Here is a 22,575-nt window from a genome sequence, read left to right on the forward strand (position 1 = left end):
CCTCGTCTACCCGGGGGACCGGGCGCCGATGTGGCTGCTCGTCGCCCTGTGCGTGGTGCTCGGCACCCGTACCGCCCCGCGCCCAGCGGCCCGTACGGCCCCACCCCCGGCGAACGGCGGCGCCCCGTGAGTCCGCTCGCGGCGTGGTCGCGGCGGCACCCCCGTGCCGCCGACCGGATCCGGATCCTGCTCCCCGTGCTCCTCCTCGGCCTCGTCGTCGTCGAGGGCCTCGTCCTCGACCGACAGCCCGCCTTCCCGCACGTCACCGTCTGGATCTCCGGCATCCTCGTCTGCCTCAGCGCCGCCCCCTGGCCCGGCCTCCCCCTCCTCGCCCGCGCCTGGTTCGCCGCCGCCACCACCTGGACCGCCACCCTCCTCCTGATCTTCGGCAACCCGCCCGACGTGGTCTGGGGCGCCGGCGAGGCCATCGCCCTGCTCGTCCTCCTGTCCCAGGTCCTGCTCCGCGCCCCCGCCCGCACCGCCGCCGTCCTCGGTCCCCTCCTCGGCCTCGGCTGCATGGCCGTACCCGTCCGCGACACCGACCCCGGCCGCTTCACCCTGCTCTTCTCCGTCCTCGCCGTCGTCGTCGGCGCCTACTCCCTCCTGCTGCGCCTCCAGGCCGTCCAGCGCGTACGCGAGCTGCGCGCCGTACGCACCGCCGAACGCCTGGAGCTCGCCCGCGAGCTCCACGACCTCGTCGCCCACCACGTCACCGGCATCGTCGTCGAGGCCCGCGCCGCCCGCTTCACCAAGGTCACCGCCGAACGCGCCGCCGAGATCTTCGGCCGCATCGAAACCGCCGGCGACGAGGCACTCGGCTCCATGCGCCGCCTCGTCACGATCCTGCGCCGCGAAGACGCCGCCGCCGCCCCCGCCGGCACCACCCCCGTCGCCGGCCTCGCCGACCTGCGCCGGCTCGCCGAACGATTCTCCACCACCGGCCCGCCCGTCGTCCTCTCCATCGAGGAGGGCCTCGACGACCGCCTCCCCGACCACGTCGCCGCCACCGCCCACCGCATCGTCCTCGAAGCCCTCACCAACGTCTCCAAGCACGCCGCCACCGCCACCGCCGTCCGCATCGGCCTGCGCACCGTCCCCACCGGCCTCGAAGTACGCGTCGCCGACGACGGCGGCCGCCCCGCCCGGCTCTCCGACGAGGCCCGCGGCGGCGGCTACGGCCTCGCCGGGATGGCCGAACGCGCCGAAGCCCTCGGCGGCTCCCTCACCGCCGGTCCCGCCCCCGAAGGCGGCTGGCTCGTCACCGCCGTCCTGCCGCTGTGAGGCCCTCGTCTCACGGACCGACTGGACGCGGTACCGGCCGCCGACGCCACGTATTCTCGGGAACCATGAACAACAGCGACATCGACGAGGTCGACGAGAACGTCAGCGCCGAACTGTCCCGACTGCGCGACAGCATCGACAACATCGACGCGGCCGTGGTCCACATGCTCGCCGAGCGCTTCAAGTGCACCCAGCAGGTCGGCCACCTCAAGGCCAAGCACCAGCTGCCCCCGGCCGACCCGGGCCGCGAGGCCAGCCAGATCGCCCGCCTGCGCCAGCTCGCCGAGAACGCCAAACTCGACCCGGCCTTCGCCGAGAAGCTCCTCAACTTCATCATCGCCGAGGTCATCCGCCACCACGAGACGATCGCCGCCGGCGAGGACCAGTAAGCGGAGCCCCCGCCCCCGGCGCCCCGGGCGCCAGGGGCACCGCCCGCCCCCTGGGCCGCGCCACGACCGTCAGGCAGCATGGGCCCCATGTCCGCACTGACGCGCAACGAAGCGCAGCTCCGAGCCCAGCTCCTCGACGTCCACCACTACGCCGTCACCCTCGACCTCACCACCGGCGAAGAGAACTTCGACTCCACCACCCTCATCAGGTTCACCGCCCGCACCAGTGGTGACACCTTCGTGGAACTGAAGCCCGACGAACTGCGCTCCGCCACGCTCGACGGCCACCCCCTCGACCCGGCCACCCTCGACGACGGCCGCCTCCCGCTCACCGGCCTCACCGAAGGCCCCCACGAGCTGCGCGTCGACACCCGCATGCGCTACTCCCACACCGGCGAGGGCCTGCACCGCTTCACCGACCCCGCGGACGGGGAGACGTACGTCTACTCCCAGATGTTCATGGACGACGTCCAGCGCGTCTTCGCCGCCTTCGACCAGCCCGACCTCAAGGCCGTCTTCGAGTTCACCGTCACCGCCCCCGCCCACTGGAGCGTCCTCGCCAACGGCATCACCACCCGCACCGGCGACCGCGACGGCGCCGGTACCTGGACCTCCGCCCCCACCCCCGTCATCTCCACCTACCTCGCCGCCGTCGCCGCCGGCCCCTGGCACAGCATCACCACCGAACACGCAGGCCTCCCCTTCGGCCTCCACTGCCGCCGCTCCCTCGCGCCCTTCCTCGACGCCGACGCCGACGAGATCCTCTCCGTCACCACCGCCTGCTTCGACCGCTACCACGAGAAGTTCACCGAGCCCTACCCCTTCGACTCCTACGACCAGGCCTTCGTCCCCGAGTTCAACGCGGGCGCCATGGAGAACCCCGGCCTCGTCACCTTCCGCGACGAATTCGTCTTCCGCTCCGCCGTCACCGACACCGAACGCCAGACCCGCGCCATGGTCATCGCCCACGAGATGGCCCACATGTGGTTCGGCGACCTCGTCACCCTCGCCTGGTTCGACGACATCTGGCTCAACGAGTCCTTCGCCGAATACATGGGCTACCAGACCCTCACCGAAGCCACCCGCTTCACCGACACCTGGACCGAATTCGGCGTCACCCGCAAGGCCTGGGGCTACGACGCCGACCAGCGCCCCTCCACCCACCCCGTCGCCCCCGGCCCCGACGACGTCCCCGACACCGCCTCCGCCCTCCTCAACTTCGACGGCATCTCCTACGCCAAGGGCGCCTCCGCCCTGCGCCAGCTCGTCGCCTGGCTCGGCGAGAAGGACTTCCTCGCCGGCATCAACACCCACTTCGCCCGCCACAAGTTCGCCAACGCCTCCCTCGCCGACTTCGTGGACTCCCTCGCCGCCCATACCGACCGCGACGTCCACGCCTGGGCCGAGATCTGGCTGCGCACCACCGGCGTCGACACCCTCACCCCCCACATCCAGGACGCCGGCACCGGCGAGGGACCCGCGGGCTGGACCCTCACCGTCGACCGCCACGGCAGCCGCCCCCACCGCATCACCGCCGGCACCTACACCCTCGCCCCCGACGGCCTCCTGGAACGCGCCGAACTCCTCGACCTCGACGTCCCCTCCGACGAGGTCCTCTCCGTCAGCGGCCCCCGCCCCGCCCTGCTCGTCCTCAACGACGGCGACCTCACCTTCGCCAAGGTCCGCCTCGACGGCACCTCCCTCGAAACCGCCCTGCGCGGCCTCTCCCGCATCCCCGACCCCCTCACCCGCACCGTCGTCTGGAACGCCCTGCGCGACATGGTCCGCGACGGCGAACTCGAACCCGAGGCCTACCTCGCCACCGCCGAGGCCCACCTCCCCGAGGAAACCGACCTCGCCGTCGTCCAGGGCGTCCTCACCTTCGCCCGCACCCACGTCGCCGACCAGTACACCGACCCCGACCGGCGCGGCGCCGCCCTCGCCACCCTCGGCTCCATCGCCCGCGCCCTCCTGCGCCGCACCGAGGACGGCAGCGACCCCGGCCTGCGCCTCGCCGCCGTACGCGCCCTCATCTCCTGCGCCACCCAGCCCGACACCATCGCCGCCTGGCTCGCCGACGGCACCATCGCCGGCGGCCCCGCCCTCGACCCCGAACTGCGCTGGAGCATCCTCGCCCGCCTCGCCGTCCTCGGAGCCGTCGACGAAGCCGCCGTCGACGCCGCCCTCGCCGCCGACCCCAGCGCCACCGGACAGGAAGGCGCCGCCCGCTGCCGCGCCGCCCTGCCCACCCCCGAAGCCAAGGCCGCCGCCTGGCAGCGCCTCTTCCACGACGACACCCTGTCCAACTACCTCTTCACCGCCACCGCCCAGGGCTTCTGGCAGCCCGAACAGGCCGACCTCGTACGCGAGTACGTCCCCCGCTTCTACCCCGACGCCGTCGCCCTCGCCGGCCGCCGCGGACCCGCCATCGGCCAGGCCGCCGGCCGCTGGGCCTTCCCCGCCCACGCCGTCGACCAGGCCAACCTCCAGGCCGGCCGCACCTGCCTGGAAGACCCCGCCATCCTGCCCCTGCTGCGCCGCCAGCTCGTCGACCGGCTCGACGACCTCGCCCGCGCCCTGCGGGTGCGCGGAGCCTGATCAGCGCAGACAGCCCACCACCCGCACCGACACCCGGGCCGTGGCCGTCAGGCCACTGTCCGGATCGGTGGCGGTGAACGTCAGCGGATACGTCCCGTCGGGCAGCAACGGCACCAGGAACGTGCCCGACGGGCCCGCCCCCAGCACCACCGGCCCGTCCGGCCCCGTCAGCCGCCAGTCCGTGTACTGCGGATCGCTCAGCGGCCGGTCCCCCGGCCGCGTCCGCGCCGTCCCCGCGAACACCTCCTCACAGCCGCGCCGCAACTGCCCGCCCGCACCCGGCCGCTGGATCGACACCACCGGCGGCTGCGGCTGCGCCGGGGGACCGGAGGAGGTACGGCCCGGCGTCCCCGGGACGCCCGTGCCGGAGGAACCGCCCGGCCCGTTCGGGGCGCCGGACGTACGGGAGGACGCGGACGGCACGGGGGAGCGGCCCGGAGCCGACGGGGTGCCCGTACTCGCGGACGCGCTCGGGGACACCCCGGGGGAGACCCCCGGGGACGCCCCCGGCGAGACCGTGACCGCCGTCGGCCCGGGCGGCACCACCGCCGCCGACGGCAGCTCCGGCCGTACGACCACCGGAGCCGACGCCCCCTTCGCCGGCGAGGTCGGCGCCCCCGGGATCGACCCGCACACCACGCCCGCCACCAGCGGCTGCCCCGCCGGCATCGCCGACGTCCGCAACTCCTGGTCGTCCGCACCGTGCGCCCGCGCGTCGAAGTACCCGTTGCCCGTCAACGTCTCCCGGTCACTGTGCTCGATCCACACCGAATCCCGGTACAGGGCCCCCGCCCGCTGCTGGTTGACCCCCGTGACGTGCCAGTCCTTCACCGTCCGGCCCGACGGCACGCCCGCCGCCACCGGAGCGTCCGCCGACGCGTACAGCCAGCCGTCCCCGAAGAACCGCTGCGGAGCCTCCAGCGCCCCCGACTCGTTGCCCGCCGGGAACCGGAAGCCCCCGCCCACCACCAGCCGCCCCTTCGGGCAGCGCACCACCGCCTCCGCGGCGCCACCCGCCGAAACCGGCACCTCCACGTTCGCCACCGACCAGTCGTTCACCTTCACGCACACCGGCCGCACCCCGACCGCGAAATTGGCCTGCGGCGGCTGCGGATCCACGATCCGCGTCCTGCGCACCACGTCCGTCGAGTCCGACATCGGGAACGAGCGACTGCTCAGCTCCGTCCCCGGATTCACCGACACCTCCCAGAACGCGGCGGTACCCGTACCCGCCCCCGGCATCAGCCGGTCCAGCGGCACCGGCGCCACCGTACGGTCGCCCAGGATCCGCCCCGCCCGGAACTCCGCCCCCACCATCGTGTAACCGCCGCCGCACGACGGCGTGGCCACCGCGTTCCCCGCCACCCCCGCCAACGGCCCGTCCGTCGTCAGATCGTGGATGTTCCCGTCGAAACGGGAATTCGGCACCTTGTTGCCACGGTCCCGGAACGCGTGCGCCCGCCACGTGAAGTCCAGCCCCGGCTCAAGCTCCGCCTTCGCGTTCACGCACAACGCGTACGAGGTCAACGTGGCCTGCGCCGACCCCGGATTGAACGCCGACGCCAGCCACGCCCCGCCGATGAAGTGACTGTTCGTCGCGAAGCCCGGCCCCGCGATCGCGTACCCCCCGCCGATCGCCGTCTCGTGCGCCAGACACCCCGCGACCGTCAACCGCTCCCCGCCCGCCGGCACCGCCACGGACGTGCTCCGCTCGACCACCGCCACCGCGTCCGGCCCCCGCGACACCCACCACACCCCCGCCCCGGCCGCCGCCGACACGACCAGCACCCCCGCGGCCACCACCCCCACCGTCTTGGCACCCACCGCGCCGCCCACCCTCGCGAACACCCCGGAACCCGCCATCGACCGCCTCCAGCCGCGCACTTGTGGGCCGTGGGCAATGTAATCCCGCCACGCCCCGCATCCCAGAGCCGCGCAACCCAAGACTTCCCCACCCCTACCCCCACCCCGCCCGGCCCCCGGCCTGGCCCCCACCGGCCGCGCCCCCCGAGCACCGCGGCCGCAGGCCCCGCCCCCCGGACGAGGGACGGCGGCCGGAAATCGACCCCCCGACACACCCCGGCGGTTACCCCATTCGGGTCTGATCGTTGTACCGGCCGGGTGTCCCGCCCAGCCTCGGCCACGCAGCGCCACGCCCCGCCCAGCCCCCGGAGGCCCCATGACCGTGCCCACGCCCGCGCCGACGCCTCCACTCGCGGGCGGCCGCCACGGCGCCGACGCGCTGCGACCCCTCCTCGACACCGCCCTCACCGCCCTGGCCACCGGCACGGAGGAACGCGGCGGACCCCTCCCCGCCGGCGGCCCCGAAGCCGTCGCCGCCCGCGTCGCCGCCGCACTGGGCGACGTACTCCCCGCCCACGGCACCGGCGACGACGAAGCACTGCGCACCCTCGTCCACACCCTCACCGCCGGCGCCGCCGACCCCGCCGACCCCCTGTGCGCCGCCCACCTGCACTGCCCCCCGCTCGCCGTCGCCGCCGTCGCCGACCTCGCCGCGAGCGTCCTCAACCCCTCCCTCGACTCCTGGGACCAGGCCCCCGCCGCCTCCGCCATCGAGGCCCACCTCACCCGCACCCTGGCCACCGAGCTCTACGGCACCCCCCGCGCCGACGCCCTCCTCACCACCGGCGGCACCGAAGCCAACCAACTCGCCCTCCTCCTCGCCCGCGAACGCCACGGCCCCCACCTGACCGTCCTGCACGGAGCCAACGCCCACCACTCCATCCCCCGCGCCGCCTGGCTCCTCGGCCTGCCCCCCGCCCGCGCCCTCCCCACCCCCCACGGCACCCTCGACCCCGCCACCCTCGCCGAAGCCCTCGCCCACACCCCCGGCCCCGTCCTCGTCACCGCCACCGCCGGCACCACCGACGCCGGACTCATCGACCCCCTCACCCCCCTCGCCGACCTCTGCGACCGCCACGGCGCCGACCTCCACATCGACGCCGCCTACGGCGGCACCCTCGCCCTCAGCCCCCGCCACCGCCACCTCCTCGACGGACTCACCCGCGCCCGCACCCTCACCCTCGACCTGCACAAACTCGGCTGGCAACCCGTCGCCGCCGGACTCCTCGCCGTCCGCGACACCACCGACCTGGCCCCCCTCGCCCACCAGGCCGACTACCTCAACGCCACCGACGACACCGACGCCGGCCTCCCCGACCTCCTCGGCCGCTCCCTGCGCACCACCCGCCGCCCCGACGCCTTCAAGATCGCCGTCACCCTGCGCTCACTCGGCCGCGACGGCCTCGCCCACCTCATCGACCTCACCCGCGCGGCAGCCCACCGGCTCGCCGACCTCCTCGACGCCCACCCCGGCTTCGAACTCCACGCACGCCCCACCCTCACCACGGTCCTCTTCCGACCCACCCCCACGGACGACGACCGGCTCGCCACCCTGCGCCGCACCCTCCTCCAGGACGGCACCGCCGTCCTCGGCCGCGCCACCGCCGACGGCCGCCTCTGGCTCAAGGCCACCCTCCTCAACCCCCACACCACGGCCAGGGACCTGGACACCCTCGTCGCCCTCCTGGAAGGCAGAACCCACCGATGACCGCCCAGCTCGATACCCCCCATGACCTCGTCGGAATCGGCATCGGCCCCTTCAACCTCTCCCTCGCCGCCCTCGCCCACGGCCTCCCCCAACAAGGCATCGGCACCCTCGCCACCGCCTTCTACGACCAGCGCCGCGACTTCCGCTGGCACCCCGGCCTCCTCATCGACGGCGCCACCCTCCAAGTCCCCTTCCTCGCCGACCTCGTCACCCTCGCCGACCCCACCAGCCCCTGGACCTTCCTCAACTACCTCAAGCACAAGGAACGGCTCTTCCCCTTCTACTTCGCCGAGCAGTTCCACATCCAACGCGCCGAATACGACGCCTACTGCCGCTGGGTCGCCGGCCGCCTCCCCGGACTCCACTTCGGCCACCAGGTCGACGCCGTCCGCTGGAACCCCGAACGCGACCTCTTCGAAGTCGACTACACCCAACTCGACACCGACGGAGAAGCCGAAGCCCTCGGCCGCACCTACACCCGCAACCTCGCCCTCGGCATCGGCACCGCCCCCTACGTCCCCGAACCCCTGCGTCCCCTCGCCGACGCCCCCACCGTCCCCGTCATCCACTCCGCCGACTACCTCGACAACCGGCAGCGGATCCTCGGGGCCGACCACGTCACCGTCATCGGCTCGGGCCAATCGGGCGCCGAAGTCTTCCTCGACCTCCTCCGCGCCCGCCCCCACGGCCGCGAACGCCTCACGTGGCTCGCCCGCACCCCCTCCTTCGCCCCCATGGAGTACTCGAAGCTCGGCCTCGAACACTTCACCCCCGACTACACCCGCTACTTCCACGCCCTCCCCGAACCCGTCCGCGACCGGCTCGTCCCCGCCCAATGGCAACTCCACAAGGGCATCGACGCCGCCACCATCGCCGCCATCCACGAAGAGCTCTACCGCCGCACCCTCCACGGCGGCTGGCCCGACGCCGTCCTCACCCCCGGAGTCAGCGTCCGCACCGCCGGCCGCGTCGCCACCACCAAGGTCGAGCTCCACATCGAGCACACCCAGCAGGGCACCCGCTCCCGCCTCACCACCGACGCCGTCGTCCTCGCCACCGGCTACCGCGAACGCCCCCTCACCAGCCTCCTCGCCGGACTCGACCCCTACCTCCGCACGGACGCCTCCGGCCGCCCCCGCATCGACGACCGCTACCGGATGGTCCTCGACCCCTCCGTCACCGGCAGCGTCTTCGTCCAGAACGGCGAACGCCACACCCACGGCGTCGGCGCCCCCGACCTCGGCCTCGCCGCCTGGCGCAGCGCCGCCATCCTCAACACCCTCACCGACAAGGAGCCCTACCCCCAGCCCCACCGCACCGCCTTCACCACCTTCGGCCTCGAACAGCGCGAACACACCCGCCCCCACCCCGCCGGCGAACTCCTCCCGCTCGTCGAACACCCGTAACAACGGACGGGGGGCCGGAGTCCGCCACCACGGACCCCGACCCCCGTCACCGACACCGGCCCCTAGAAGACCGGCACACCGGCCCGCGTCAGCCGCCAGTCCACCGACGCGAACGCCGACGGATCCACCGTCCCCTTCGCCTTCACCCACTGGATGATCGTGTTACGGATCTCCTCCGAGTTCGCCCACAACTGCTGGGCCTTCGGCACGTGCGGGAAGTTCCCGCCACCCGACGCCCGGTAGTTGTTCACCGCGAACACGAACCGCGCCGCCGGATCCACCGGCTTCCCCTGGAACGACAGCCCCACGATCCGCGACCCCACCGGCTGCGCGATGTCGATGTCGTACGTCAGCCCGTACACCGCGTCGTAGTTGTAGTCCGGCACGCTCTCCGAGTTCGTGATCTTCGCCGGGTCCACCACCCCACCCGGAGCGGTCTGCACGTAGTACCGCGCCGAATACTCCAGATAGTCCTTCAGCTGCGCACCCGTCAGCAGCCGCGCCTCCAGCGTGTTCTCGAACGGGTACAGCCCCGCCGCATCCTTGATCGTCACCTGGCCGGCCGGGACCGCCGCCGTCCGCGAGAAGCACGACGCCTGCGACAGCACCGGCAGCGCCGCCCACTCCGTACCGGCCAGCGCCCCCTTCACCGTCTCCGCCTGCACGTGGTTGATCAGATCGATGATCGGCACGTCCTTCACCGGACCCTCGGCCGAGGACATCGCCTGCGTCGACGTACCGATCACCTGGTTCACGTACGCCACCACCTTGCGGTGCTCGTCCGACAGCAGCCGCACGATCTTCGGATCCTCGACCGCCGTGTTCGAGTTCAGCACCTTCGCCGACACCTTCGCCACCGACCAGCGGCCCTTCTCCCACACCAGCTCGAAGTCGAACAGCGTCAGCCGCTGTCCCCACTTCAACGGCTCCGACAGCACCACGTCCTTGCCGGTCGCCTTGTTCTTCACCCGGTACTCCGGGATCTCCGTGTGCGCGTGACCCACCAGGATCGCGTCGATCCCCGGCACCTGCTCCGCCACCAGACCGGCCGCGTTCTCGATGTACGGCAGCTGGTCCCCGTACGAGGACGTACCGCTCGAACCCGAATGCGCCGACACGATCACCACGTCCGCACCCATCGAACGCAGCTTCGGCACGTACTTCGCCGCCTGCTCCTCCAGCCCCGGGAACGTCATCTTCCCCGCCACGTTCGCCTTGTCCCAGATCGCGATCCCCGGATTCGTCAGACCCAGCACCGCCACCTTCACGTCCCGCCCGTGCGGCGTCCGCAACCGGTGCATGCTGTACGGCGCGAACGCCGGCCGCAACGTCTTCGCGTCCAGCGCGTTCGCCCCCAGCAGCGGGAAGTCACACTGCTCCTCGAACTTCCGCAGCACCGGGATCCCGTAATTGAACTCGTGGTTCCCCAGCGCCGCCGCGTCGTACCCGATCGCGTTCATCGCCTGCGCCATCGGATGCACCGGACCACGACGCGCGGTGATCGGATCCACCTTCGCGTAGTAGTACGACAGCTGCGTCCCCTGGATCGTGTCACCCGCGTCGATCATCAGCGTGTTGCAGCGGCCCTTCTCGGACCGCACCTGGTTCACCAGCGTCGAGATCTTCGCCAGGCCCACGTCGTTGTGCGCCTTGTCGTCGAACTCCTTGTCCGTGAAGTAATCCCAGTTGAAGACGTTCCCGTGCAGGTCCGTCGTCCCCATCACCGTGAACGCGTACGTCCGCGGCCCCTTCGACGCCTGCTGCGCCCCCTGCGCCTGCTGCCCCTCCTGCGCGGAGGCCGGGGTGCTCGTGGCCCCCGCCAACGCGACGGCCGCACCGGTCGCGGCCGAAGCCCCCATGAACTTCCTGCGGTCGAACGCCATGCCATCTCCCCTTGTGAGGCGTGAACAACGCGCGTAGATCATGACCCACCGGTAACAACCAGCAACACCCCCGGCAGGTTTCGATCCGATGACCACACCCCCACGAATGACAGTGCGACAGTGAATCCATGACCCAGGACGCCACGCACCAGCCCTACGGAACCCCCGACACCCCCCGCGTCGCCGTCCGCGGCGAAGCCAGGCTCGAAGTCGACCCCGAAATCGCCCGCATCGGCATCACCGTCAGCGCCCGCGGCACCGACCGCCGCACCGCCCTCGACGACCTCACCCGCCGCAACAACACCGTCCTCGAACTCCTCAAGAGCTACGGCGAACCCGTCGAGAAGATCGAGACCGGCGCCTTCTCCATCACCCCCGAACTCACCCGACACGGCCGTGGCGAACGCATCCGCGCCTACCACGGCCGCGTCCACATCACCGCCGAACTGAACGACTTCACCACCCTCGGCGAACTCACCACCCGCCTCGCCGACCAGGAACTCACCCAGGTCGACGGCCCCTGGTGGGCCCTGCGCCCCACCTCGCCCGCCCACGGCGAAGCCCGCCGGCAAGCCGTCCTCGAAGCCGTCCAGCGCGCCCGCGAATACGCCCGGGCCCTCGGCGCGGACCTCGCCGCCCTCGTGGAGCTCGCCGACCTCGGAGCGGAGAACGCCGCCCCCGTCGCCATGGCCGCCCCCGGCGGCATGATGCGCGCCATGTCCTTCGGCGGCACCGAGGACGGCGGAGCCCCGCCCCTCGACCTCGAACCCCAGCGGCAGACCGTCTACGCCCAGGTGAACGCCCGCTTCACGATGACCCCGCCGCAACTCTGAAACCCGTACGAAACGCCGAACCGGTGCCCCGTCGGGGGTGCTCATCGGAGCACCCCCGCGCACATTCAACATTTGTCAACAACCTTTTGCCCAAAGGTTGTTGAGTAGACACCCGGAACCAATTTCCTACTGTCTGGTAGGGGCATACGCTCGACCCATGCGCCGAGCGAAAATCGTATGTACCCTGGGCCCCGCCACCGACTCATACGACCAGATCAAAGCCCTGGTCGAAGCCGGAATGGACATCGCCCGCCTCAACCTCAGCCACGGCACCTACGCCGAACACGAGGAGCGCTACCAGCGCGTACGCAAGGCCTCCGACGAGACCGGCCGCAGCGTCGGCATCCTCGCCGACCTTCAAGGCCCGAAGATCCGACTCGGCCGCTTCCGCGAAGGACCCGTACTCCTTGAACGCGGTGACGAATTCACCATCACCGTCGAACACCACGAAGGCGACCGCCACACCTGCGGCACCACCTACCCCGGCCTCGCGAACGACGTCACCCCCGGCGAACGCATCCTCGTCGACGACGGCCGCGTCACCCTCGAAGTCACCACCGTCGACGGCCCCCGCGTCCACACCCGCGTCATCGAAGGCGGCATGGTCTCCGACCACAAGGGACTCAACCTCCCCGGCGTCGCCGTCTCCGTCCCCGCCCTCTCCGACAAGGACATCGAAGACCTCCGCTGGGCCCTGCGCACCGGCGTCGACGTCATCGCCCTCTCCTTCGTCCGCAGCGGCCACGACATCGAAGACGTCCACGCCATCATGGACGAGGAAGACCGCCGCCTCCCCGTCATCGCCAAGATCGAAAAGCCCCAGGCCGTCGACAACATCGACGACATCGTCGCCGCCTTCGACGGCATCATGGTCGCCCGCGGCGACCTCGGCGTCGAAATGCCCCTCGAACAGGTCCCCATCGTCCAAAAGCGCGCCGTCAAACTCGCCAAGCGCAACGCCAAGCCGGTCATCGTCGCCACCCAGATGCTCGACTCGATGATCGAAAACTCCCGCCCCACCCGCGCCGAAGCCTCCGACGTCGCCAACGCCGTCATCGACGGCACCGACGCCGTCATGCTCTCCGGCGAAACCAGCGTCGGCAAACACCCCGTCGAAACGGTCCGCACCATGGCCCGCATCGTCGAAGCCGCCGAAGAGGACATCCTCGCCAAGGGCCTCCCGCCCCTCACCGACACCAACAAGCCCCGCACCCAAGGCGGAGCCGTCGCCCGCGCCGCAGCCGAAATGGGCGACTTCCTCGGCGCCAAATTCCTCGTCGCCTTCACCCAGAGCGGAGACACCGTCCGCCGGCTCTCCCGCTACCGCTCACCCATCCCCCTCCTCGCCTTCACCCCCGACCCCGCCACCCGCTCCCAGCTCAACCTCACCTGGGGCGTCGAAACCTTCCTCGGCCCCCACGTCGACTCCACCGACGCCATGGTCGCCCAGGTCGAGGAAGAACTCCTGCGCATCGGACGCTGCGTCCCCGGCGACATCGTCGTCATCACCGCCGGCTCCCCGCCCGGCGTCAGCGGCAAGACCAACCTCGTCCGCATCCACCACATCGGCGACGCCGTCCGCTAGGCCCCCTCGTCTCGGATCCTGCCGGGTCCGCACCGCCCGGCACGATCCGACACCGACGACCCCCGCCGCCCACCACCCCGACCCCGGACCGAGCCCCGGCCCGGCCGCCGGGTCAGGTGCGGCGGCGAAAGGCCGTCACACGGACGCCCACCGCCACCACGGCGAAGCCCCCCGCGATCACAAGGGTGGGAAGGGACCGGTCCAACCACCACGCCGCCGCCGACGCCACCAACCAACCCGCACACGCCCCCGACACCGCGAAGAGCAACAGGTCGAAGCCCCGCCCGAACGACCGCAACAACACAGCCTCCTGACGCGGCAGGGCGAGCCACGGCAGGACCAGAGCCAACGACGCCAGAAAGGCGACCAGACCCGGCTGCACCGGCTTCGGCACCGGAACCCGGTAACCCAGACTCTGGATCGCAGCGAGCGCCAACAGCAACGAACCCAGGACCGAAGTCTGACTGAGCGTCAACCGGTCACGCCGCGCCCGCACCAGCCGATCCGCCGCCGCAGACCCCCGCCGCGCCACCTCCTCGGCCCGCCGGTCCGCCAGCGCCAACGACTCACCCACCGTCCCGATCTGCGCCCGCGCCCACCGCACCAGCCTCAACTCCGGCCCCACCAGCCCGGAACTCTCCTCACCCAACAGGTGCAACGTCTCCTCGGCCCCCGAAAGATCCAGCTCACGCCGACGCAGACGCCGAGTCGCAGCCGCCGCCTCCTCGCGCACCACCTCCAGCGCACCCAGCGCACCCTCCAGACCCAGCAGCCGCGCCCCCGGAGCACCCACCCCCGCCACACCGCCGGCCGCCGCCGCCACCTCCTCCGCCGCCCGACCCACCCGCTCCGCGAGCTCCCACAACGCCGACCCCTCGGCCCGCAACTCCGCACACTGGTACCGGATCCGCGCAGCCACCACCAGGTACACCGTCGCCGGGGGCGCCCCCGCCTGCGTACCCTGCCACGACCACCTGCTCAGCTCGTCCGCATCCTCCTCGGCCGACACCGCCAACAGCCGCCGGTGCCCGGCACCCCAACCGGAGGGGACCGCCAGCTCCCACACCCGCACCCCACCCACGGCAACCGCCGCCCCCTCCGGCCCCGGGCCCGGAACCGCAGAACCCAGCCGACCCACGAGCACCTGCGGAGCGAGCGCCGCCACCGCCGCCGGCAGCTCCCCGAGCAACTGCTCGGCACTGCCCAACAGCCCCGGCACCGCCGCCCCCGGCCGTCCCACCGCGCCCCACCACCGCCCGGCGAGCCCCGCCCAGTCGTGACGGTCGTCATTGGGCGCCAGCAACACCGAGACCACGACCATGTCATGGACAGCACTCACCACGAGCATCTCGTACGCACCACCCGCCGACCGCTGCACCGCCGCCAACACCCGCGGCCGCGACTCCACCCCGCCGAAACCACCCCGACCCAGCGCAGGAAGCCGATCCGGCCAAGCACCCACCGCATCCACCATCCCCAACGACCGGGCCGCCTCCCACCACCTCCTCAACACGACCCCGGCCGCCGTACCCGCCACCAAGGCCGCATCGGTCAGGAACAGCCGCCCCACGAACGCCTGCCGCAGCACCACCGGAAACGGACCGGAACCACTCACGGCGCCCCCGGCGGACTCGGCGGCGCAGGAGGAGGACTGGCCAACGCCTCCTCCAGCCGGGCCAGCACGACCAACACCTCCTCCTTGCCCACGGACTCCGACTCGGCAGGCATCTCACCCCTCGCAAGGCGAGGACCAGCCAGAGCAGCCCGGCGATGCGCCTTGGCAAGAGCCACTGCATCCCCGGCCCACCAGGCACCCTCCAGCTCCCGCAACGCCTCCAACAGGCGAACCGAGGCACCGTCGTCCAGATTCCACTTGGTCCTGATCGTGACCAGCAGCTGCGAGACCCGCTCCCACTGCCCGGTGGATATGGCCACTCATCCTCCAACAAGCGTGTGCTGAACGTAGATTCGGCATGCCCGCGCAGACTCACGGATACGTTCACCCACGCGACGCGGGGATGCCTACCCGAACACCAACCGGGCAACCCCGCCCAGCTCCGGCGCGCACACCCGGCGCGCCCGACCAGCGACACACCGGCGGGGGCCCCATGACACAGGTGGACGCACTACTGGACCGCGCCCGGACCCTCTTCACCCTCTACGTGCGCGACGGCAACCCCAGGACATTCCGCCGAGCACGCCTCGCCGCCTTCACCGCCGAGGGAGCCACCCGCTTCAGCGGCATCCCGTCACAGCTCGCCGAAGCCCAATGGCTCTACGGACACGTCTGCCTCATCGGCAGCCAACGCGGCCACGCCAACGCAGACACCCTCGCCAAAGCCGAACAACGACTCCGCCAGGTCGTCGAAGGAACCGCCACCCCGGCACCCCTGCGATCAACCGCAGTCGACGCACTCGCCGGCGTACTGCTGGCCCGCCACGAACAAACAGGAAACCTCTCCCACCTCCGCGACATGCAGGCGATGATCACCCACGCGCTGGACACCCTCCCAGAGGGAGCGGACACCGACCGCGTCATGTTCCAATTCCACCTCGGCATCGCCGAGACCGCCCTCGCCCGGAGCACGAACGACGCCGCACTCGCCGCCGGCGCCACACGGCGCCTGCACCAAGCCCTGGCCCTGACACCCGAAGGAACCCCGGAACACACGGCGATGGCCGCCCAGGCCGCGAACGCCGCGAGCCTCGCCGCCCAACTACGAGGACTGGACCCCGGCGAGCGCGACACCATCGACACCCTCGTCGCGGACGCCCGCAAGGCCGTCGCCGCCGCAGAACGACTCGACCCCGACGACACCCTCGACGTCCTCGCACCCGGAGCCCCCTACCTGCACCTCTGCAACGCACTCTGCCAGCGCTTCGACGCCCACCGGGACCGCGAGGACCTAACCGAAGCAGAACAACAGATCAGCCACGCCCTGACCCTGGTACCCGAAGGAAACACCGCACGACCGACATACCTGATGACCCGCGGCAGCGTGGCCGTACGCCGCCACCTCAGCGTCGACGCACACACCCAAGGCTCACGCGAGGAAGCCGCAGCACACCTCGACCGAGCCACCGCAGACCTCCAGGAAGCCGTACGACTACTCCCCACCACCGCCCCCGAACGCCCGCAATACCTCGGAAGCCTCGCCCGCGTACACCAACTCCGCTACCAGCACGACCTGCTGCGCACCGACGACCTGCGCGAGGCGATCCGCTGGGCCGAAGCCGCGGTGGCCGAGTCCAACGGGACAGCCTCCGCAGTCCCCCTCCTGAACCTCTGCGTCGTCCGCGTACTGGCCTACCAGCAGGCCTTCCACCCGTTCACCAGGGCCGTGAGCCCGCCACCGACAGCGCTCGCCGACGCAGTCGAGAGCATCGCCCACGCCCTGCGCGAACTGCCCGACGACCATCCGGCCATCGCCAACATCCACCTGATCCGCGGCCAGCTGTTCGAGGAAGTATCACGGCGTGCCTCACACCAGGCCGATCTCGACACCGCGCTGGACGCCTACACCCTCGCCGCCCGGCACGCCACAGGCTCGCTCCTGATCCGCGGCACCGCGGCCGAAGCGGGCGGCCTCCTGGCCCACCGCCACGGCCACAGCAACACGGCCACCACCCTGCTCACCCTCGCCGTGGAACTGCTGGAAGCCATGACCGAACCCACACTCCTCGGCTGGCACAGCCGAGCCGACCACGTCGAACAATTCCACGGCCTGGCCGGCCAAGCCTGCGCCGCACACCTGGAGGCCGGACGCCCCGAAGACGCCCTGACCATCCTCGACCGAGGACGAAGCCTGCTGCTCGCCCCCGCCTGGGGCCTCGCCTCACGCGCCACAGGCCTCCCCGAAAAGGACCTGCGCCTGTACCGCGAAGCCATCTGGTCCTCCTTCCGCGCCGACCAGGCAGCCGAAGCCGAACAGGTCACCCTCACACCCCGGCCACTGGACCCACCACCATCCCCCCGACCGCCCCACGCACAACCCACCGAACCCACCGGGGCATACACGGACGCCCGCGAACACCGGCGCGCAGCAGGCCGGATCCTCACCGCCCACGGACCCCGACTCGCACCCGCCGACGTGGACATCAAAGCCCTCTCGTCCCACCTCGGCGCCAGCGCCGTCGTCGCCCTCAACATCACCACACTGCGCGCCGACGCACTCATCCTCACCTCAGCAGGCGTAGAAGCCCTCCCCCTGCCCCGCCTGACACCCGACGCCACCGAGACCTACGCCGCCCGCCTCCAGGCGGCCACCGCCGCCGGCGACGAGGACTCACTCGACACACTCGACGAGATCACCCGCCGACTCTGGGACGACCTCGCCGCACCCGTCCTCGAACACCTCGCCCCACTGAAGCCCGACCGCGTACGGTGGGTCCCCTCCGGCCCGCTCTGCCTGCTCCCGCTACACGCCGCCGGACACCACGACCCCACCCCGCACACGGGCACGACACCCGACACCGTCATCGACCGGGTCGTCTCCTCCTACTCGGCGACCCTGCGCGCACTCGCCCGGGACCTGACCCGCCCCACCGAACCGACCGGACCCGCCCTCCTCGTGGCACCCGGCACCGCAGGCCAGATGGGACCGGTATCCATCCCGGCACCCCTGTTCGACACGCCACAGGCACTACACCTCCCCGAGACACAGGCCGTGACCGACGCGGTACTCGCGGCACTCCCCGGACGAGCCGTGGTCCACTTCGCCTGCCACGGCACCTGCGACGCCTCCAACCCGGTGACCAGCGCCCTGCAACTCGCCGGCGGCGACTGGCTCCCGTTCGTCTCCGTGGCACGCACCGACCTCGGCGCGGCCCGGCTGGCGTTCCTCGCCGCCTGCGAAACCGCACTGTCCGGTGACCGGTTCGCCGACGAAGCCCTCAACATGGCCTCCGCCTTCCAGCTCGCCGGGTTCCCGCACGTCATCGGGACCCTGTGGCAGGTGTACGGGGAGGCCACCGACTCCGTCGCCCGGACCGTCTACGCGGAGATCGCCGACGGCGCTTCCCCCGCGCTCGCCCTCCACCGCGCCGTCCTCGAACTACGCGCCGCCCAAGCGGACTCGGGCGCGGACCTGGGCCCCCTGGCCTGGGCCCCCTTCCTCCACCTCGGCGTCTGACGGCCCGGACCGACCCACGGGCATCACCAGCCGAAGCGGCGGTCCACCACCGCCGCGAACTCCTCGAAGGTCAGCACCTCGTCCCCGTTCGCATCGGCCGCGTCGAACAACGCCGACGACGCGTCCGCGTCCCCGACCGCCCAGAACGGCAACTCCCCCCGAGCCGCCAACGTCGGCCCCTTGCTCCGCAACGCCGAGATCACCTCGGCCCGCGTGAGCTGCCCGTCGTGGTTGAGATCCAGCGCATCGAACAGCACCCGTGCCTTTTCGCTCATACTCCGACTCTAGGCGAGCCCGGGGTCAGTACTTAGGCCCGACGTGGGTGTCCATGAGGGCGACGGAATCCTTGCGGGCGATGGAGACGTTGGCGGCGTTCGCCTGCTTCCACTCGACCCCGAGCCGGTCCAGGGTGCGGGTCAGCAGGCCGGTGATGTCCGCCGACCGGTTGGTGAAGAAGTAGCGGGGATACTCGTACCGCTTGCCGTTGCGGACGGTCCAGTTCGTGATCCGGCATCCGTCGGAGTGGATCAGGCCCCGTACGAACGCCCAGGGGTGGGCGTCGACGATCTCCTGCTGCCAGCCTTCCAGGACGATCGGCCGCTCGTGCTTCTTGCCCGGCCCGTGCTGCGGGAACATGCAGGTCCAGTGCCGCCCGTAACTGGTGACGGCCACGCAGCCCTGCTTTTGCAGGACGTAGACCTTGTCGGACGGGCGGACCGCCAGGATCGCTGCCCTGCACTGTTCGATGAGTCCGGGCCAGGCGTCCGCGCAGGCGATGCGGAGGTACTGGCCGCCGCGCGGGTGGGGGCTGATGCAGCCGTCGCCGAGATAGAGGCCGAGAAGATAGGAATATGCGGCCAGGTCTGTCGGGCCCGTGCACGGCGTCGCCTGGTTGAGCCGGGGGAGAGGCTCGACGCGGAGGAGCCACGAGCGGACAGTGGCCCTGGATATCCCAGTCTGCTTGCTGACCGAGTTCAGGCTGCGTCCATCGGCAAGCAGGGCGAGAGCGTGTCGACGGGTGTCCATGTCGTACATGAGGCCGACGCTGCTGCGTAAAAATCGCTCACGCAGTGCATTCCCGTGTACCTCGCCGAAACGAGTGAAGGTCACGCGATTGTCGCGTGACCTTGGAAATTAAGGAAAGGTGCCCCAGGTGGGATTCGAACCCACACTGTCCGCTGTTTGAGAGCGGCCTCTCTGACCAGTTGGAGTACTGGGGCCTAAGAAACGAAGGATTGCGGGAACCCTGCGTGCCACCACCTTACAGGAGCTCGGTAGGCTCGGGGGAGCAGTAATGCCCCGCAAAGAGGAGCCCCCGTGACCGCCGAGCACGAGTCGACGCCCACGCCCGACGCCGACCAGTCGCACGTTCCGCCGCTGACGACCCGGGTCGTCATCGCCGAGGACGAGGCGCTCATCCGTCTCGATCTGAAAGAGATGCTCGAAGAGGAGGGGTACTCCGTCGTCGGTGAGGCCGGGGACGGGCAGACGGCCGTCGAGCTCGCGCGCGAGCACCGCCCCGACCTGGTGATCCTCGACGTGAAGATGCCCGTCCTCGACGGGATCTCCGCGGCCGAGAAGATCGCGGAGGAGTCCATCGCGCCCGTCCTGATGCTGACGGCGTTCTCGCAGCGCGACCTCGTCGAGCGGGCCCGGGACGCCGGGGCCATGGCGTACCTGGTCAAGCCGTTCAGCAAGAGCGACGTGGTCCCGGCCATCGAGATGGCCGTGTCCCGCTTCGCGGAGCTGAAGGCGCTGGAGAAGGAGGTCGCGGACCTCTCCGCCCGTCTGGAGACCCGGAAGCTGGTCGACCGGGCGAAGAGCATCCTGCAGACCCAGTACGGGCTGACCGAGCCGGCCGCGTTCCGGTGGATCCAGAAGACCTCCATGGACCGTCGCATGTCCATGCAGCAGGTCGCCGAGGCGGTCATCGAGGACGCCGAGGAGAAGAAGCAGAACGCCGCCAAGGAGTAACGGGGCGCGGCGTACGCGTGAGGCCCGTCTCCCCCCGAGGGGAGACGGGCCTCACGTGTGTGCGGGGGTGGCGGGGACTAGTCCTCGCCGAGGTAGGCCTTGCGGACGTCCTCGTTGACGAGGAGTTCGCGGCCGGGGCCGGACAGGACGATCTTGCCGATCTCCATGACGTGGCCCTGGTCGGCCAGCGAGAGCGCGGCCTGGGCGTTCTGCTCGACGAGCAGGATCGTGGTGCCGGCCGCCTTGAGTTCGGCGATCGTGGCCATGATCTTCTGCATCATGAGCGGCGAGAGGCCCATGGAGGGCTCGTCGAGCATGAGCAGCTTCGGGCGGCACATGAGCGCGCGGCCCATGGCGAGCATCTGCTGCTCGCCGCCCGAGAGGGTGCCGGCGGCCTGCTTGCGGCGCTCGCCCAGGATGGGGAAGAGCTCGTAGGCGCGGTCGATGTCCTGCTGGATGCCGACCTTGTCGTTCTTCAGGTACGCGCCGAGGAGGAGGTTGTCCTCGATCGTCATGCGCGGGAAGATGTGCCGGCCCTCGGGGGAGTGGGCGAGGCCGAGGGCGACGATGTCGTGCGCCTGGACCTTCTTGAGGGACTTGCCCTCGAACTTGATCTGGCCGCCGCGCGGTTTGATCAGGCCGGAGAGGGTGCGCAGGGTGGTCGTCTTGCCGGCGCCGTTCGTCCCGATGAGGGTGACGATCTCGCCTTCCTGGACGGTGAAGGAGATGCCCTTGACGGCCTCGATCTTGCCGTAGGCGACGCGGAGGTCTTCGACCTCGAGGAGGGCGGTCACTTGGCTTCTCCGTCCGTGCGGGTGGTGCGGTCGTGCTGCGCGGCTTCGGTCGCGGGGGCCGGGGTGTCGGCCTCCGTGGCGTCCGCTTCCGCGGCCTCGGGCTCGGTGGCCTCGGCGGCGGTGGCGTCGGCCTCCGCGGCCTCGGCCTCCGGCTCCGCGGCCTCGGCTGCGGCCTCCGGCTCCGCAGCGTCGGCCACGGCCTCCGGCTCAGCGGCCTCGGCCTCCGGCTCGGTGGCCTCGGCCTCGGGCTCCGTGGCCGCCGGCTCCGTGGCGGCGGCCTCGGCGGCTACGGCCTCCGCTGCCTCGACCTCCGCGGCCTCCTCGGCGCCGGGGGCGCCTTCGAAGGGCTCGCCGAGGTAGGCGGCGATGACGCGCTCGTCGCTCTGGACCTCGGTGGCGGTGCCTTCGATGAGCTTCTGGCCCTGGACGAGGCAGGCGACGCGGTCGCAGAGGTTGAAGATGAAGCGCATGTCGTGCTCGATGACGAGGACGGCGATGCCCTTGTCCCGGATGGCGAAGATGAGCTCTTCGGCGGCCCGGGTCTCCTGCGGGTTCATGCCGGCGGTGGGCTCGTCCAGGAGGATGAGGCCGGGGTCGCTGGCGAGGGCGCGGGCGATCTCCAGCTTGCGCTGCTCGCCGTAGGGGAGGTTGCGGGCGAGGTGGTCGGCCTTGTGGTCGAGGCCGATGAACTCCAGGAGTTCCATGGCCCGCTGGCGGCTGGCTTCTTCGGCGCGGCCGAAGCTGGGCAGGCGCAGGAGGGCGGACCAGAGGCCTTCCTTGGTGCGGGTGTGGCGTCCGACGAGGACGTTTTCCAGGACCGTCATGTTGTTGAAGAGACGGATGTTCTGGAAGGTGCGCGCGATGCCGGCGGCGGTGACCTTGTAGGACTTGGGGGGCAGGACCGTGCCCTTGTACCGGACTTCGCCCTCGGTGGGGATGTAGAGGCCGGTGAGGCAGTTGAAGAAGGTGGTCTTGCCGGCGCCGTTGGGGCCGATGAGGCCGACGATCTCGCCGCTGCGGACGGTCAGGTCGACGTTCTTGACGGCGGTGAGGCCGCCGAAGCGCATCGTGACGCCGCGGGCGTCGAGGACCGTCTCGGTGGTCGTCTCGGTCGTGGTGGTGGTCATGG

The 22,575-nt window shown here is 71.4% G+C and carries 16 protein-coding genes and 1 tRNA gene; 9 read left to right on the forward strand and 8 right to left on the reverse strand.

Going from position 1 to position 22,575, the window contains the following annotated elements:
• Positions 1 to 126: 126 nt before the first annotated feature.
• From ABZW32_RS31425 to pepN, 3 genes are all read left to right on the forward strand, one after another.
• Positions 127 to 1,281 carry a histidine kinase gene (locus ABZW32_RS31425; protein WP_356222442.1) on the forward strand — a complete coding sequence of 385 codons (1,155 nt, stop codon included), beginning with the start codon at positions 127 to 129 and terminating at the stop codon, positions 1,279 to 1,281.
• A 65-nt stretch (positions 1,282 to 1,346) separates the two neighbouring features.
• Positions 1,347 to 1,670 carry a chorismate mutase gene (locus tag ABZW32_RS31430; RefSeq protein WP_356222445.1) on the forward strand — a complete coding sequence of 108 codons (324 nt, stop codon included), beginning with the start codon at positions 1,347 to 1,349 and terminating at the stop codon, positions 1,668 to 1,670.
• 87 nt (positions 1,671 to 1,757) lie between these two features.
• Positions 1,758 to 4,268 (forward strand): aminopeptidase N, encoded by a 2,511-nt coding sequence (gene pepN / locus ABZW32_RS31435; RefSeq protein ID WP_356222448.1) that lies wholly within the window; start codon positions 1,758 to 1,760, stop codon positions 4,266 to 4,268.
• Here the strand turns inward: pepN and ABZW32_RS31440 are convergent, their stop codons facing one another.
• Positions 4,269 to 6,131 carry a hypothetical protein gene (locus ABZW32_RS31440; RefSeq protein WP_356222451.1) on the reverse strand — a complete coding sequence of 621 codons (1,863 nt, stop codon included), beginning with the start codon at positions 6,129 to 6,131 and terminating at the stop codon, positions 4,269 to 4,271. It abuts the gene before it with no gap.
• A 316-nt stretch (positions 6,132 to 6,447) separates the two neighbouring features.
• On the opposite strand from ABZW32_RS31440, the gene ABZW32_RS31445 reads away from it, so the two are divergent.
• Positions 6,448 to 7,839, forward strand: coding sequence for an aminotransferase class V-fold PLP-dependent enzyme (locus ABZW32_RS31445; RefSeq protein ID WP_356222454.1), 1,392 nt, complete (start codon positions 6,448 to 6,450; stop codon positions 7,837 to 7,839).
• Positions 7,836 to 9,245: a SidA/IucD/PvdA family monooxygenase gene (locus tag ABZW32_RS31450; protein ID WP_356222457.1), complete on the forward strand. Its 1,410-nt coding sequence runs from the start codon at positions 7,836 to 7,838 to the stop codon at positions 9,243 to 9,245. Before ABZW32_RS31445 ends, ABZW32_RS31450 begins: the two co-directional genes overlap by 4 nt.
• A 62-nt stretch (positions 9,246 to 9,307) precedes the next feature.
• On the opposite strand, the gene ABZW32_RS31455 is transcribed toward ABZW32_RS31450, so the two are convergent.
• Positions 9,308 to 11,128, reverse strand: a complete 1,821-nt coding sequence (locus tag ABZW32_RS31455; RefSeq protein WP_356222460.1) for a 5'-nucleotidase C-terminal domain-containing protein — start codon at positions 11,126 to 11,128, stop codon at positions 9,308 to 9,310.
• 128 nt (positions 11,129 to 11,256) lie between these two features.
• Between ABZW32_RS31455 and ABZW32_RS31460 the strand changes: the two genes are divergently transcribed.
• Complete coding sequence (locus tag ABZW32_RS31460) at positions 11,257 to 11,961, forward strand: SIMPL domain-containing protein (protein ID WP_280914711.1); 705 nt, start codon at positions 11,257 to 11,259, stop codon at positions 11,959 to 11,961.
• A gap of 157 nt (positions 11,962 to 12,118) precedes the next feature.
• A complete protein-coding gene (gene pyk, locus ABZW32_RS31465) occupies positions 12,119 to 13,546 on the forward strand; it encodes a pyruvate kinase (RefSeq protein WP_356222463.1) in 1,428 nt (475 codons plus the stop codon).
• A gap of 112 nt (positions 13,547 to 13,658) precedes the next feature.
• Here the strand turns inward: pyk and ABZW32_RS31470 are convergent, their stop codons facing one another.
• On the reverse strand, positions 13,659 to 15,161 hold the full coding sequence (locus ABZW32_RS31470; RefSeq protein WP_356222465.1) for a CATRA conflict system CASPASE/TPR repeat-associated protein: 1,503 nt from the start codon (positions 15,159 to 15,161) through the stop codon (positions 13,659 to 13,661).
• A 493-nt stretch (positions 15,162 to 15,654) separates the two neighbouring features.
• On the opposite strand from ABZW32_RS31470, the gene ABZW32_RS31475 reads away from it, so the two are divergent.
• A complete protein-coding gene (locus ABZW32_RS31475; RefSeq protein WP_356222468.1) occupies positions 15,655 to 18,678 on the forward strand; it encodes a CHAT domain-containing protein in 3,024 nt (1,007 codons plus the stop codon).
• Between the two features lie 23 nt (positions 18,679 to 18,701).
• On the opposite strand, the gene ABZW32_RS31480 is transcribed toward ABZW32_RS31475, so the two are convergent.
• The 3 genes from ABZW32_RS31480 to ABZW32_RS31490 all read right to left on the reverse strand — a co-directional run bounded on the left by ABZW32_RS31480 (position 18,702) and on the right by ABZW32_RS31490 (position 19,898).
• Positions 18,702 to 18,953 (reverse strand): EF-hand domain-containing protein, encoded by a 252-nt coding sequence (locus tag ABZW32_RS31480; protein ID WP_356222471.1) that lies wholly within the window; start codon positions 18,951 to 18,953, stop codon positions 18,702 to 18,704.
• A gap of 25 nt (positions 18,954 to 18,978) precedes the next feature.
• Positions 18,979 to 19,713, reverse strand: coding sequence for a helix-turn-helix domain-containing protein (locus ABZW32_RS31485; RefSeq protein WP_356222474.1), 735 nt, complete (start codon positions 19,711 to 19,713; stop codon positions 18,979 to 18,981).
• A gap of 110 nt (positions 19,714 to 19,823) precedes the next feature.
• Positions 19,824 to 19,898: transfer RNA gene (locus tag ABZW32_RS31490), tRNA-Leu, on the reverse strand.
• A gap of 97 nt (positions 19,899 to 19,995) precedes the next feature.
• On the opposite strand from ABZW32_RS31490, the gene ABZW32_RS31495 reads away from it, so the two are divergent.
• Positions 19,996 to 20,652: a response regulator gene (locus ABZW32_RS31495; protein WP_356222476.1), complete on the forward strand. Its 657-nt coding sequence runs from the start codon at positions 19,996 to 19,998 to the stop codon at positions 20,650 to 20,652.
• A gap of 77 nt (positions 20,653 to 20,729) precedes the next feature.
• On the opposite strand, the gene ABZW32_RS31500 is transcribed toward ABZW32_RS31495, so the two are convergent.
• Positions 20,730 to 21,446: an ABC transporter ATP-binding protein gene (locus ABZW32_RS31500; RefSeq protein ID WP_356222479.1), complete on the reverse strand. Its 717-nt coding sequence runs from the start codon at positions 21,444 to 21,446 to the stop codon at positions 20,730 to 20,732.
• Entirely contained in the window at positions 21,443 to 22,573 is a 1,131-nt protein-coding gene (locus tag ABZW32_RS31505) for an ABC transporter ATP-binding protein (RefSeq protein WP_356222481.1), read from the reverse strand. The genes ABZW32_RS31500 and ABZW32_RS31505 overlap by 4 nt, the downstream gene beginning before the upstream one ends.
• Positions 22,574 to 22,575: the final 2 nt, after the last annotated feature.

This window comes from Streptomyces sp. NPDC004667 (assembly GCF_040609475.1).
Lineage (GTDB): Bacteria > Actinomycetota > Actinomycetes > Streptomycetales > Streptomycetaceae > Streptomyces.